Here is a 13,330-nt window from a genome sequence, read left to right as displayed (position 1 = left end):
GATTATGATTTTATACTTACGATTACTTGGAGAAAGTTTGCAGTTTGCTTTAAACGCTTTACGAAACAATAAACTTCGTACCCTTTTGTCATTATTGGGTGTAACGATTGGTATTTTTTCTATTATTGCAGTTTTGGCAGCAGTAGATTCTATGGATAAAAAAATTAAGGAAGATTTGAGTGACATGGATATGAATACGATCTATCTAATGAGGTTTTCGTTTGGACCTTCTGAAGTTCCTCGTTGGAAAAGAGAACAATTTCCAAATGTTACTTACGAAGAATTTGAAACTTTAAAACGTTCTGTAAATGGAGTTGATAAAATGTCTTTTAATATGTTTACTAGAAATGAAAACATAAAATTTGAAGATAAAACAGTAAATTCTATTAGAGTTAAACCCTCAACCAACGAGTTTTTTGATATTGAATCCTTTAAAATTGATAGTGGTAGATTGTTTAATGAATCAGAATCAAATTCAGGTTCAGCAGTAATTGTTATTGGAAGTGAAGTTGCAGAGGGATTGTTTGGAAATAGGAATCCATTAGGAAAGGAAATTAGATTATATGGTCAAAAATTAAATGTAATTGGTGTTTTGAAAAAGCAAGGACAAGGTATTTTTGGTGATAGTAATGATGTAGCTGTGTTTTTACCAGTAAACTTTTTAAGGAGAATGTATGGAGATAATAATCAAACGCTAACTCCAGCTATTTTAATTAAACCAGAAAAAGGAATAGATATTGAAGAATTTAAAGCAGATGTTAGTCAGAAATTAAGAACTATGCGCGCCATTAAACCAGGAGAAATTGATAATTTTTTCATGAATGTTTTATCAGGATTTACCGATTTTATTGACAATATAATTGGGCAAATGAATATGATAGGATGGGTTATAAGTTTATTTTCATTGTTAGTTGGAGGTTTTGGAATTGCCAATATTATGTTTGTTTCCGTAAAAGAGAGAACTAATTTAATAGGAATTCAGAAAGCATTAGGAGCAAAAAATAGGTTTATTTTGTTTCAATTTTTATTTGAAGCCATTATTTTATCTGTTATTGGTGGATTAATCGGAATGTTTTTAGTTTGGATAATTGCTCTGATTTTATCAAGTGCTTTGGATTTTGAATTTGTCTTGAGTGCCTCAAATATGCTGTTAGGAACTGGTTTAGCGGCTTTTATTGGATTGCTTTCTGGAATTATTCCTGCTATAACTGCTTCAAAATTAGATCCTGTGGAAGCTATTCGAACAGGAATGTAGTTTAAAAAACAATAATTGTGTACTAATAATTTAAAGTAACACTGTCAGAAATGAAAATAATATCATTGTTAATATTGTCGTTGATTAGTCTTTTATTCGGATGCAATTCAAAGGTACAGAATGACAAAAAATACATTTATTATTTACATGGAAGGATAATCGAAATTCAAGGTAAAAATGCAGTTAGTGAAGAATTTGGTAAATATGAATTTGACAAAATAGTTGAAGCTCTAAAAGACACAAATTCAGTAATAATTGCTGAAGTTAGAACCGAAGATGTTGATTATTTACAATATGCCAATAAAGTTTCCAAAGAAATAGACAGTTTAATTAAATTAGGAATTAAATCAAATAACATAACTATAATTGGAGCTTCTAAAGGTGCAATTATAGCGAGTAATATTTCAAGTATAAATATTAATCCTATAAATTATGTTTTCTTAGCTGGTAATAATGATTATCAAGAAGAACACAACGATTGGAAATTTCATGGACAAGTTTTATGTTTTTATGATGATTCCGATACTATAGCTGGTAAGAATTATGATTATTGGAAAAACAAATCGAATTTCACCACAAAATTTGAGCAAATAAAAATCGATAAAAAATTGGGTCATGGTTTTTTATACAAACCTTATAAAGAATGGGTTGAGCCAACAAAAAAATGGATACATGAACAAGAACTTTAGGTCTTAATATTATTAAAAAAAGGTAGATAGTAAGCATAAAAAAATCCCATTCAGATTAAGAATGGGATTTTTTATTTATCTAATTTCTTGATTTAATATTAAATCAATATATAAGTTGATTTTATTTTTCAATTCTTTTCTATGAACTATAAAATCTAAGAAACCGTGTTCTAATAAAAATTCAGAAGTTTGGAAACCATCCGGCAAATCTTTTCCAGTAGTATCTTTTACTATTCTTGGTCCAGCAAAGCCAATTAATGCTCCAGGTTCACCAATATTAATGTCTCCCAACATTGCATATGAAGCTGTTGTTCCACCAGTTGTTGGATCAGTACATAAAGAAATATATGGTATTTTTTTATCGGCTAGTTGTGCTAATTTTACAGAAGTTTTTGCCAATTGCATTAACGAATAAGCAGCTTCCATCATACGTGCACCACCAGATTTTGATATCATTACAAATGGTAGTTTGTGTTTAATTGAATAGTCAATTCCACGAGCAATTTTTTCTCCAACAACTGCACCCATTGAACCTCCAATAAAGGCAAAATCCATACAACAAACTACAACATTATTTCCTTTTGATTTTCCAACAGCTGTTCTAACTGCATCTTTCAATTCAGTTTTTTTCATAGCTTCTTTTAAACGATCACTATATTTCTTAGTGTCTTCAAATTTCAAAGGATCTTTAGAGGTTAGTTTTGCATCTAATTCTTTAAATGTATTTTCATCAAAAAGGATTTCGAAATATTCTTTACTTCCAATTCTTACATGAAAATCATCTTCTGGGCTTACCCATAGATTTTTTGCTAATTCTTCAGTATCAACAACTTTTCCTGTTGGAGACTTGTACCATAGACCTTTTGGGACATCTTTTTTATCTTCTGTAGCGGTTGTTATACCTTTTTCTTTTCTTTTAAACCAAGCCATATTATTAGTGTTCAGTTGTCAGTGTTCAGTTATCAGTTTGAGAAAATACTATAAAGTATTAACGTTGTTTAAATCTGTAAAAGCTTGTTCTAATCTTTTGATAAAAGTAAGTTCACTTTCACGAACCCATTTTCTTGGGTCATAATATTTTTTGTTAGGAACATCACTTCCTTCAGGATTTCCAATTTGTGTTTTTAAATATTCGATATTTGAAGTCATGTAATCACGAACACCTTCTGTGTAAGCGAATTGTAAATCAGTATCGATATTCATTTTAATTACACCATAACCAATTGCTTCTCTAATTTCTTCCACTGTAGAACCACTTCCACCATGAAAAACAAAGTCAATAGGGTTTGAACCTGTGTTGTAATTCTTTTCAATGTATTCTTGAGAGTTTTTCAAGATTTTTGGAGTTAACTTTACGTTTCCTGGTTTGTAAACACCATGAACATTTCCAAAAGCTGCAGCAATAGTAAAACGAGGACTAATTTTTAATAATTCTTCATAAGCATAAGCTACTTCTTCTGGCTGTGTGTATAATTTTGAGCTGTCAACATCTGAGTTATCAACACCGTCTTCTTCTCCACCTGTGATACCTAACTCAATTTCTAAAGTCATACCCATTTTACTCATACGAGCTAAGTACGTTTTACAAATTTCAATGTTTTCTTCAATTGGTTCTTCTGATAAATCTATCATATGAGAACTATATAGAGGTTTTCCTGTTTCTGCAAAATGTTTTTCAGAAGCATCTAGTAAACCATCAATCCAAGGTAATAATTTTTTTGCACAATGATCCGTGTGAAGAATTACAGTTGCACCATAAGCTTCAGCTAATGTATGAACGTGTTTTGCTCCAGCGATTCCACCTAAAATAGCAGCTTTTTCAGTTGCATTTGAAAGCCCTTTTCCAGCATTAAACTGTGCACCACCATTTGAAAATTGAATAATAACTGGGGCATTTAATTTAGCAGCAGTTTCCATAACAGCGTTAACTGTACTTGAACTTACAACGTTTACCGCAGGTAAAGCAAAGCCTTTTTCTTTTGCGTAATTAAAAATATTTTGTACTTCGTCGCCTGTTGCAACACCAGGTTTAATATTGTGAGCCATAGTTTTATTGTTTTAATTAGTTTGACAAAAATAAGTATTTTAAAAATTAGAATGGGTAATTTATTCCAAAATTTAGAACAGTTTTACTAAAGTTAAGGTCTCTAAACCATCTTTCATTCTCTATTCTTCCTGGATTGTAGGTTTTATACCCAAAATCTAAACGGAACACAAAAAAGCTAAAATCGTAGCGAAATCCTATTCCTGTTCCTAGTGCAATGTCTTTTAAAGAAGAGATTCCGTTAAAGGTGTAAGATTTGTCTTCTACATTGTCAAAGACATTCCAAATATTTCCGGCATCAGCAAAAAAGGCACCATATAATTGTCCAAAAAACGGGAAACGATATTCCGCATTAAAAGCCATTTTAAAGTTAGCTTCATTAAAATCATTTATTCCACCACTTGAACCTGGCCCAAGGGCATAAGGTTGCCAACCTCTATTGTCATTTGAACCTCCAGAAAAGTAACTTTTTGAAAAAGGTATAGAATTAGAATTTCCGTAAGGAACGGCTAAGCCGACAAAACCTCTCATGGCATAACTTCTTTTTCTTCCTAAATCCCAGTGTTTGATATATTCAAAATCTCCTTTGATATATTGAGCATATTCAACACCAAACATGGTTTTATTTCCGTTATCACTATAAGGCTGGTCAACTACATTTGATAAAAGAGAAAGCACATTACCTGCTGACTCTAATTTTACCTTTAAATTATAAAAATTATAATCATAAATGTCGCTTTTGTTTGTTGTTGAAAAAGTAAAACTTGATGCAGCTATTAGATAATTTTCAATTAAACGTTGTCTTCTTTCTCCAATACTTCTTACGGTTTGAAAAGCATCATTATTTGAAGTTAAAGAAGTGTTTCCATTAATTACATCATCAATAAAAGAAACAGCTCCTTGGGGAGATAAGTTTCCATCACCATTTTCATTCTCATAATTTATATTCTCGTTATAAACTAAAGCTATATCGTTTAAATCGTCATAAGATGAACCATACACAGTAAAGTAGTTGCCAATATTTAAGTTTCTAACATATTGAAGGTTCAATAACTCAAATTTAGAAACATTCTTGACTTTCCTGATCCAATTATAGTCTATGATTCCTGAAAAATTTTCTTTATCTAAACCAATGTTAGTTTGTCTAAATAAACCCACGGAAAGATTTGTTGTAGGTAACATTTCTTTCCTAATCAGTTTTGAAGTTGGAAACAAGAAAAATATTCTTGGAAAAGTTAATTTGGCATCTGCTCCATATTCAGATAAGTTAAAAAATACTCCATTTGGATTTGCTAAATCTTTTGATGAACCGATGTTTCCTCTTGTTGAAACTTGTAATAACTCAGCACCTCTAAAAACATTTCTAAAGGTTACAGATAAATTTCCTGCAATTCCAAAATCTTGAATGTTAGAATGGATAAAATCACCACTAGCATTAAAATTATATTTTTTAACAGGAGATAAATTAATACTTGTAACTAATGCTGTACTGTCTTTGTTTTCTTTATAATCAATATTTGGATAATTGAATGTGTTTAAGCTGCTTAATGAACGTGCCGTTTGAAAACGAGAAATATCACTGTAGTAATCACCTTTATTGACAAAAATAGCATTTGTTATTGCTTTTGGCCTGTATTTTATTTTTTTAGAACCATAAAGAGTATAATTTTTATAGGTAATACTATCCGTTATTTTTGATTTGTTTTTGATAGCATCATTATCTAAATAGACATTTACTTTTTCAATTTTGTAAATTTTATGTGGTATTTGAAAATTTTGTTCATCAACAGTTATGTCTCTATCGTTAATTTTTAGATCTACAGCTAATTTTTTTGTAATGGTATCTTGATAAACGTTATAATTAATGTCGTTTTCTTGAAAATAATAAGCACCATTATTTCTAAAATGAGTGGTTATTCTTTTTCTTTCATTTTCAAAATCTGTAACGATATATTTTTTATTTAATTTTAAATGTGAGTCTTTTTTAATAGATTGATACATGCTATCAATTACTTTTGTTTCAATAATTGAAGCGATTGAATCGATAATATAAGGCTCGTTTTTTACTAAAGTATAAACTACTTTTCCTTGTTTTTTTCCAACGGAATCGATTTCTGCTTTTACTTGATTGTCGAAATAACCAATGTTTTTATAATAACCGTTTAATCTTTTTTTCGATTTTTCGATTTTATTTTCATCAATAATGACTGGAGTTTCGCCAATTTTTTTGAAGAAATTACTATAGCCTTTTACAAGAAATGACTCTCCTAAACGGTTGACCTGTTTTTCTGAAAGAAGTTTAATTAGATTCTCTTTTCTATTTGGTTTTTTATTCAACCACGCAACATAAGACGAATCTGCATCTTTTTTGCTTAAATGATATAAGTAAAGACGAATTGGAATTTTAAAAAAACTCGAATTTGGTTTTTGATACAACAAAACCTGAATACTGTCATTAGTAACTTTTTGATTGTCAACTACGATTTCATTTTTTACCAATAACATTTCGTCATCAGGTACTCTTTTTAGAGGAGAACAAGAATATATAATTGCAGTTATTACAATTAATAGTGTTATTTTTGATGAATTATATTTCAACTTTCAGTATATATTGGTTCAAAAATACTTCTTTTTATGATTAGTAAAAATCAAATTAAACTAATAAAGAGTCTTCAACAAAAAAAATACAGAAAACTGTATCAATTATTCATTGCTGAAGGTGTAAAAGTAATTCAAGAATTACTCAATTCCAATTATGAATTGGTTGAATTATTTACAACACAAGAATTATTCCCAAATGTTGAAAAAACTAAATTAAATTTCATTTCGGAAACTGACTTAAAAAGTATTAGCGCTCTTGTTACTCCAAACGAATGTTTAGCGGTTTTTATTATTCCAGAAAAAGTTCAAGTTGACTATTCAAATACCTTACAAATAGCTTTAGATGATATTCGCGATCCGGGAAATATGGGAACGATTATTAGATTAGCCGATTGGTTTGGTGTTCAGAATATAATTTGTAGTGAAGCAACAGTTGATGTTTTTAATCCAAAAGTTATTCAATCTACAATGGGATCAATTGCTAGAGTAAATGTGATGTATTGCGATTTGAAAAAAGAATTGCTTTCTGCAAAAGTTCCGGTTTATGGAACCCTTTTAGAAGGAAAAAATATTTATACTGAAAAATTAATGCAACCAAGTATTATTGTTTTAGGAAATGAATCTAACGGAATTAGTCCAGAAATTCAAAAACTAATTACTCATAAAATTACTATTCCACGTTTTGGAACCTTGCAACAAACAGAAAGTCTAAATGTAGCAACAGCAACAGCCGTTGTGTTAAGTGAATTCTGTAGAAATTCTTAGTGAAAAGCAAAGTTTAAGAAAACGCCTCTTGTTCGCATAGCATCAATGTTAGATGTCCATTGACTATTTGGGTTTTTGTCTCTAACTAATTCATCGTTCATGCTAAAAACACCTCTAATTGAAGGTGAAAAGATGAAATATTCCAAGTATAAATCTACTCCAAAACCTAATTCATAATTGTTTGTCCATTTTTTCATTCTAAAAACAGCAGATTCATTATCATCTGGTGAATCCTCATAACTACTCAAATTTAAACTTCTAGAAACACCACCAACAAGATAAGGTCTAACGTTTCCAAATCGTTTAGAAGAAAATTTTAACAATACAGGAAAATGGATGTAAGTAGAAGTGACTTCTCTAAAACGGTCTACTGGATCAACAATATCAGGATAAATTAAATTTCTTTGCGTATAATATAAACCAGGTTCAAAACGCAAGTCGATATTTTCGTGAAGTCTTAAATTACCTATTAAACCTACGTTGAAACCTGTAGTGTTTTGCACTTCTAAATCTTTCGTAACAGATTTATAATCAAATTGAAAGTCATAGAAATTAAAACCTAGATAAAACCCCCAATGCACTCTGCTTTTTTGAAAATTCTCCAAATTAATTATAGGATCTTTTCCAAATTGTGCCTGGCTAGAGAGCGTAAATAACGCAAAACAGATTATAAAAAGTTTTTTCATTTTTAGCAATTACTTCTTTGATGCATGATAAATTGTAGCAACTCCAAAAGTTTGAGGAAGATGCTGTACATCTATAAACCCAATTTTTCGTAAAATATTGTTTAAAGCTTCACCAAAAGGAAATTCATTAGCAGAATCTGACAAATAACTATAAGCAGCTTTGTCTTTAGAAAACAATTTTCCGACCAAAGGTAAAATATATTTTGAATGAAAAGCATACCCTTGTTTGTAAGGGAATTTTATTGGAACAGAAGTTTCTAAAATTACAAAAATGCCGTTTGGCTTTAAGACACGAAGAATTTCGGATAATCCTTTTTCTAATGTTTCAAAATTTCTAACACCAAAAGCAACCGTTATGGCATCAAAATAATTATCAGGATAAGGAATATTTTCACTATCACCCAAAACCATTTGAATTTTTGAATCTAGTTTTTTTTCTGCAATTTTCTTTATACCTACTTCTAGCATTCCGGCAGAAATATCCAAACCAATAATTTCTTCGGCAGAAGTGTTAGTCATTAAGATGGCTAAATCACCAGTGCCAGTTGCAATATCTAAAACTGTTTTTGGGTTTTTAGCGGAAACTAATTGCAATACTTTTTTTCGCCATTTTACATCAATTCCAAATGAAATTACGCGATTTAAGCCATCATAATTTCCCGAAATATTGTCAAACATTTGGGCAACTTGCTCTTTTTTACCTAATTCAGAATCTTTGTATGGTTTTATATTTTCTGCCATTTTGTTTTTATTGGACTGCAAAAGTACGATTTATAATTAAAAAAGACACGAATTTCCTATCAAACAAGTTATAAAAAAGATACAAATTTCACGAACTTGTACAAATTAAATTTGGGTAGATTTCTATAAAAATCTTTGACAGGCTTAGACTGACACTTCGTGTTTCAATTGTTACTAATTAAATGCTTATGACTAATTTTTATATTTACCATTAGTCAATTGTTTAATAATATACCATACTGAGCTTGTCGAAGTGCTATCTTTTAACAAACGTTAAATAAGTAAAATCATATTCATGTTTTTCATCTTTTGGATGATGTTCAGATTGAATGATTTCCCAAATAGTTTCATCAATTTCAGGAAAATAGGTATCAGCTTCAACAGTTGTATGAACTCTTGTTAATTCAATTTTATCAGCTATTTCAATAGATTGCTTGTAAATTTGTCCACCACCAATTATAAAAATTTCTTCGTTTTCTGGAGAGATTTCAATAGCTTTTGTTAAACTATTTACCACAATACAACCTTCTGGGACTTCATAATCTTTTTGCCTTGTAATGATTACGTGAGTTCTATTTGGTAAAGGTTTTGGGAAACTTTCGAATGTTTTTCTTCCCATCACTATATAATGACCAGAAGTTAAAGCTTTAAAACGTTTGAAATCATCTGGCAAATGCCAAACTAAATCATTATCTTTTCCGAGGGCATTGTTTTCTGAAGCTGCTGCGATTAGTGTTAGCATAATTAGTTTAGATTAAAATTTATAGGAATTGCATAACTTACTCCAACAGATTTACCTCTTTGTGTTCCAGGCTTCATTTTTGGTAGAAGTTTTATAATTCTAAAAGCTTCGTCTTCTAAAAGAGAGTGAGGTCCATTGGCTTGAATATTTTCAATCTCACCTTGTTTGTTTATAACAAATTTCACAAATACTCTTCCCGAAATATTTTTTCTAATTGCTTTTTTAGGGTACTTAAAATTTTTAGCAATGTGTTCAGAAAGTTTTTTATTGAAACAATCAATTTGATTGCTTTTTTCAACTTCTTCACAGCCAGGGAAAAGAGGAATATTTTCAATATAAACTACCTTCAATTCTTTGTCATCACTGTCAAAATCTTCAATATCTTTTACTTCAATCTCTATAGAATCCTTCTTTTCTTCAATCTGACTAAATCCAAAAAAAGGTATAAAAATAAAAATAAATAATAATTTCTTCATAATAATTAAATTAAACAGCAACGGCTCCTTTAATATGTGGATGAGGATCATAACCTTCTAAAGTAAAGTCATCAAAAGTGAAATCAAAGATGTTTTTAACTTCTGGATTTAATATCATTTTTGGTAATGGTCTGCATTCTCTTGAAAGTTGTAATTCCAATTGTTCCATATGATTGTTGTAAATGTGTGCATCACCAAAAGTGTGCACAAAATCACCTACTTGTAAATCACAAACTTGTGCAACCATCATTGTAAACAATGCATAAGAAGCAATATTAAAAGGAACTCCTAAAAAGATATCTGCACTTCTTTGATATAATTGACAACTCAATTTTCCATCAGCTACATAAAACTGAAAAAATGCGTGACAAGGTGGTAAAGCTGCTTTGTTATTAGCAACGTTTTCTGCAAAAGATTTAGAAGTATCAGGTAAAACACTAGGATTCCATGCTGAAACTAACATTCTTCTACTATTTGGGTTATTCTTTAAAGTATCTATTAATTCTGTGATTTGGTCAATTTCTTCTCCATTCCAGTTTCTCCATTGATAGCCATAAACAGGACCTAAATCTCCATTTTCATCTGCCCAATCATCCCAAATTTTAACACCGTTTTCTTTTAAATAGTCAATGTTTGTATCACCTTTTAAAAACCAAAGCAATTCATATATAATTGATTTTAAATGCAGTTTTTTAGTAGTTACCATTGGAAAACCTTCAGCCAAATCAAAACGCATTTGGTAGCCAAAAACGCTTTTTGTTCCTGTTCCAGTTCGATCTCCTTTTTGGTTTCCGTGCTCTAAAACGTGTTTTACTAAGTCGTGGTATTGTTGCATTTTTTTAATTTAGAAATTAGAATTCTGAATTTAGAAGTTTATCCAATAATCATTCCAGCAATCGTAGCTGATAATAATGAGGCTAAACTTCCACCAATTACAGCTTTTAATCCAAATTCTGATAATGTTTTACGTTGATTTGGCGCTAATGAGCCTATTCCTCCAATTTGAATTCCGATGGAAGCAAAGTTGGCAAACCCACATAACATGTATGTTGCCATAATTACTGATTTATCATAAGTGAAATGTATATTGCTTGCCATGTTTTTTAATTCGGCTAATTGGATATATCCAACAAATTCTGAAGCAGCTAATTTTACACCTAATAATTGTCCCATTAACATCATGTCCTCTTTAGCTACACCAATTAACCACATTAATGGCGAAAAAATAATTCCTAAAATTGTTTCAAGTGAAAAAGCTTTATATGGTGTATTGTCGGCAATTACTTCATTTAATCCAGTCCAGCCACCAATCCAACCAAGCGTATAATTTATCATTGCAATAAATGCGATGAAAACTAATAGCATTGCCGCAACGTTTGCTGCTAATTTTAAACCTTCTGTTGTTCCTGTTGAAATGGCATCTAATACATTTGAACCAATTTTTTCTTTAGTAACTTCAACATTTGTATTTATTTCTTCAGTTTGTGGGCACAACATTTTTGAAATTACGATTGCTCCTGGTGCAGCCATAACAGATGCAGCTAATAAGTGTTTAGCAAATTCTAATCTTAAAACGGGATCATTTCCACCAAGGAAGCCTATGTATGCGGCTAAAACCCCACCTGCAACTGTTGCCATTCCACCAATCATAACAAGAAGCATTTCTGACTTGTTCATTTTTTCTAAATAAGCCTTAATTAATAGGGGAGCTTCCGTTTGACCTAAAAAAATATTCCCAGCCACTGATAAGCTTTCTGCACCAGATATAGATAATAATTTGGTTAATACTTTAGCTAAACCTTTTACTACGATTTGAATTATTCCTAAATAAAACAATAAAGAAGTTAAAGCAGAGAAAAATATAATTGTTGGTAATACTTGAAATAAGAATATGAATCCGAAACTTTCAATATTCATCATTCCACCTAAAAGGAATTCACTTCCTGCTCTTGTAAAGTCAAGAACTAAAACGAATAAATTTCCAACAAATTCAAATCCAGCTTTTACAAAAGGAATTTTTAAAACGCCAATGGCTAAAATTAGTTGAGCTGCAATTCCTAAACCAACTGTTTTCCAATTGATGGCTTTTTTGTTGCTACTGAATAAATAAGCAATACCTAAAAGCGATAACATACCTAAAATTCCTCTCCAAATGCTAGTAAAAGTCATTCCTTCACTTTTAATGAGTTGAGCATTTGCGTTTTTTTGTGTTTTTTTGTTTGATGCAAAAAATGAATACGCTTTTCCTTTGTTTTTGATGACTAAAGTTGAATCAGTTTTTGCTTCGATAACGAATCTCTTTGTTGGAGAATCAGAACCGTTTTCGAACAAAAAGATAAAATTTTCTTGCACTAAATAATCTCCTTTTTGATTGATGCTATCGTTAGCAATTTGCAGTGTGTAAGAACCTTTTTGAAGCTCTAAATAATCATTTTCAGAAGTTGATAATTGCCATTTTTTTTCAATTTCTTGAGCATTCAAACTATTTAAGCTGAAAACCACAGCTAACAATAAAACTATTTTTTTAAACATTTTGTTTGGTTAGTTTTGTTAAGATTCTTTTTTTGAAATTTCATCACGAATGCGAGCCGCTTTTTCGTAATCTTCATTTTGAACAGCCTCTTCAAGCTTGTCGTATAATTCTTTTACTGTAAATTGGCTATAACTATCTGCTTTTGGAACTTTCTCATCATTGGCAAAAGTTTCAGGTGTTGAAAGTACACCATCATTATCTATATCATCAATTTCTTGATCTATTGGATTTGTGTTTAGATAAATTCCAGCTTTATCTAGTATGTTTTTGTATGTGAAAATTGGAGCTTGAAAACGTAAGGCTAATGCAATTGCATCTGAAGTTCTGGCATCAATAATTTCTTCGATTTTGTCTCTTTCACAAATGATACTTGAATAAAAAACACCATCTACTAATTTATGGATGATGACTTGTTTGACTACAATATCAAATCTGTCAGCAAAACTTTTAAATAAATCATGTGTTAAAGGTCTTGGTGGTTTTATTTCTTTTTCGAGAGCGATTGCGATGGATTGTGCTTCAAAAGCTCCAATTACGATTGGCAATTTGCGTTCGCCATCTACCTCATTTAAAATTAAAGCATAAGCTCCATTTTGAGTTTGACTGTACGATATTCCTTTAATAGTTAATTTGACTAAGCTCATTCTTTGTGTAAGTTAAGAGTTGATTTTTAAGTCAAATCTTACATTAATAAATAGAAAATACATTTCTTAAATAGCCCTGATTGCAACGACATCCTTTTTTGAAAAAAAAGATATAGTGAAAAGCAGGAAAATGGTAGCCAAAATAAGACCAAGC

The 13,330-nt window shown here is 30.4% G+C and carries 13 protein-coding genes; 3 read left to right on the top strand and 10 right to left on the bottom strand.

Annotation, left to right across the window (positions count from 1 at the left end; translation table 11 throughout):
* The first annotated feature begins 4 nt into the window (after nt 1-4).
* Together G507_RS0110280 and G507_RS0110275 are read left to right on the top strand one after the other, a co-directional pair.
* Nucleotides 5-1,255 (top strand): ABC transporter permease, encoded by a 1,251-nt coding sequence (locus G507_RS0110280; protein ID WP_026717391.1) that lies wholly within the window; start codon nt 5-7, stop codon nt 1,253-1,255.
* 50 nt (nt 1,256-1,305) lie between these two features.
* On the top strand, nt 1,306-1,944 hold the full coding sequence (locus G507_RS0110275) for a hypothetical protein (protein WP_026717390.1): 639 nt from the start codon (nt 1,306-1,308) through the stop codon (nt 1,942-1,944).
* A gap of 75 nt (nt 1,945-2,019) precedes the next feature.
* On the opposite strand, the gene accD is transcribed toward G507_RS0110275, so the two are convergent.
* Genes accD through tamL form a run of 3 tightly spaced genes read right to left on the bottom strand, consistent with a single transcriptional unit; the run spans nt 2,020 to nt 6,586 of the window.
* The gene (gene accD, locus G507_RS0110270; protein WP_026717389.1) at nt 2,020-2,874 is read right to left on the bottom strand and encodes an acetyl-CoA carboxylase, carboxyltransferase subunit beta; all 855 of its coding nucleotides are present in this window, start codon (nt 2,872-2,874) and stop codon (nt 2,020-2,022) included.
* A gap of 48 nt (nt 2,875-2,922) precedes the next feature.
* Nucleotides 2,923-3,990, bottom strand: a complete 1,068-nt coding sequence (gene fbaA / locus G507_RS0110265; protein WP_026717388.1) for a class II fructose-bisphosphate aldolase — start codon at nt 3,988-3,990, stop codon at nt 2,923-2,925.
* Nucleotides 3,991-4,036: 46 nt separating this feature from the next.
* Nucleotides 4,037-6,586 carry a translocation and assembly module lipoprotein TamL gene (tamL, locus tag G507_RS0110260; RefSeq protein ID WP_026717387.1) on the bottom strand — a complete coding sequence of 850 codons (2,550 nt, stop codon included), beginning with the start codon at nt 6,584-6,586 and terminating at the stop codon, nt 4,037-4,039.
* Between the two features lie 36 nt (nt 6,587-6,622).
* Here tamL and G507_RS0110255 point away from each other — a divergent pair, with 36 nt between their 5' ends.
* A complete protein-coding gene (locus G507_RS0110255) occupies nt 6,623-7,354 on the top strand; it encodes a TrmH family RNA methyltransferase (protein WP_026717386.1) in 732 nt (243 codons plus the stop codon).
* On the opposite strand, the gene porT is transcribed toward G507_RS0110255, so the two are convergent.
* The 7 genes from porT to G507_RS0110220 form a co-directional block, all read right to left on the bottom strand.
* Complete coding sequence (gene porT / locus G507_RS0110250) at nt 7,351-8,040, bottom strand: type IX secretion/gliding motility protein PorT/SprT (RefSeq protein WP_026717385.1); 690 nt, start codon at nt 8,038-8,040, stop codon at nt 7,351-7,353. The genes G507_RS0110255 and porT overlap by 4 nt on opposite strands.
* Nucleotides 8,041-8,049: 9 nt before the next feature.
* Entirely contained in the window at nt 8,050-8,781 is a 732-nt protein-coding gene (ubiE, locus tag G507_RS0110245) for a bifunctional demethylmenaquinone methyltransferase/2-methoxy-6-polyprenyl-1,4-benzoquinol methylase UbiE (RefSeq protein WP_026717384.1), read from the bottom strand.
* Nucleotides 8,782-9,037: 256 nt separating this feature from the next.
* Nucleotides 9,038-9,523 carry a dihydrofolate reductase gene (locus G507_RS0110240; RefSeq protein WP_026717383.1) on the bottom strand — a complete coding sequence of 162 codons (486 nt, stop codon included), beginning with the start codon at nt 9,521-9,523 and terminating at the stop codon, nt 9,038-9,040.
* Between the two features lie 2 nt (nt 9,524-9,525).
* A complete protein-coding gene (locus G507_RS16835; RefSeq protein ID WP_051191609.1) occupies nt 9,526-9,999 on the bottom strand; it encodes an energy transducer TonB in 474 nt (157 codons plus the stop codon).
* A 10-nt stretch (nt 10,000-10,009) separates the two neighbouring features.
* Nucleotides 10,010-10,834: a thymidylate synthase gene (locus tag G507_RS0110230; protein ID WP_026717382.1), complete on the bottom strand. Its 825-nt coding sequence runs from the start codon at nt 10,832-10,834 to the stop codon at nt 10,010-10,012.
* Nucleotides 10,835-10,872: 38 nt separating this feature from the next.
* Nucleotides 10,873-12,531: a NupC/NupG family nucleoside CNT transporter gene (locus G507_RS0110225; RefSeq protein ID WP_026717381.1), complete on the bottom strand. Its 1,659-nt coding sequence runs from the start codon at nt 12,529-12,531 to the stop codon at nt 10,873-10,875.
* A gap of 18 nt (nt 12,532-12,549) precedes the next feature.
* Nucleotides 12,550-13,176 (bottom strand): bifunctional nuclease family protein, encoded by a 627-nt coding sequence (locus G507_RS0110220; protein WP_026717380.1) that lies wholly within the window; start codon nt 13,174-13,176, stop codon nt 12,550-12,552.
* Between the last annotated feature and the right edge of the window lie 154 nt (nt 13,177-13,330).

It is taken from the genome of Flavobacterium gelidilacus DSM 15343, from assembly GCF_000422685.1.
Lineage (GTDB): Bacteria > Bacteroidota > Bacteroidia > Flavobacteriales > Flavobacteriaceae > Flavobacterium > Flavobacterium gelidilacus.
The sequence above is the reverse complement of the archived record's forward strand: the minus strand, read 5'-3'. Positions and strand labels throughout refer to the sequence as shown.

Excerpts from the sequence above, each read along its gene's own strand:
- G507_RS0110280 (WP_026717391.1), top strand. The coding sequence starts at position 5 with ATGATTTTATACTTACGATTACTTGGAGAAAGTTTGCAGTTTGCTTTA.
- G507_RS0110275 (WP_026717390.1), top strand. The coding sequence starts at position 1,306 with ATGAAAATAATATCATTGTTAATATTGTCGTTGATTAGTCTTTTATTC.
- accD (WP_026717389.1), bottom strand. The coding sequence starts at position 2,874 with ATGGCTTGGTTTAAAAGAAAAGAAAAAGGTATAACAACCGCTACAGAA.
- fbaA (WP_026717388.1), bottom strand. The coding sequence starts at position 3,990 with ATGGCTCACAATATTAAACCTGGTGTTGCAACAGGCGACGAAGTACAA.
- G507_RS0110255 (WP_026717386.1), top strand. The coding sequence starts at position 6,623 with ATGATTAGTAAAAATCAAATTAAACTAATAAAGAGTCTTCAACAAAAA.
- porT (WP_026717385.1), bottom strand. The coding sequence starts at position 8,040 with ATGAAAAAACTTTTTATAATCTGTTTTGCGTTATTTACGCTCTCTAGC.
- ubiE (WP_026717384.1), bottom strand. The coding sequence starts at position 8,781 with ATGGCAGAAAATATAAAACCATACAAAGATTCTGAATTAGGTAAAAAA.
- G507_RS0110240 (WP_026717383.1), bottom strand. The coding sequence starts at position 9,523 with ATGCTAACACTAATCGCAGCAGCTTCAGAAAACAATGCCCTCGGAAAA.
- G507_RS16835 (WP_051191609.1), bottom strand. The coding sequence starts at position 9,999 with ATGAAGAAATTATTATTTATTTTTATTTTTATACCTTTTTTTGGATTT.
- G507_RS0110230 (WP_026717382.1), bottom strand. The coding sequence starts at position 10,834 with ATGCAACAATACCACGACTTAGTAAAACACGTTTTAGAGCACGGAAAC.
- G507_RS0110225 (WP_026717381.1), bottom strand. The coding sequence starts at position 12,531 with ATGTTTAAAAAAATAGTTTTATTGTTAGCTGTGGTTTTCAGCTTAAAT.
- G507_RS0110220 (WP_026717380.1), bottom strand. The coding sequence starts at position 13,176 with ATGAGCTTAGTCAAATTAACTATTAAAGGAATATCGTACAGTCAAACT.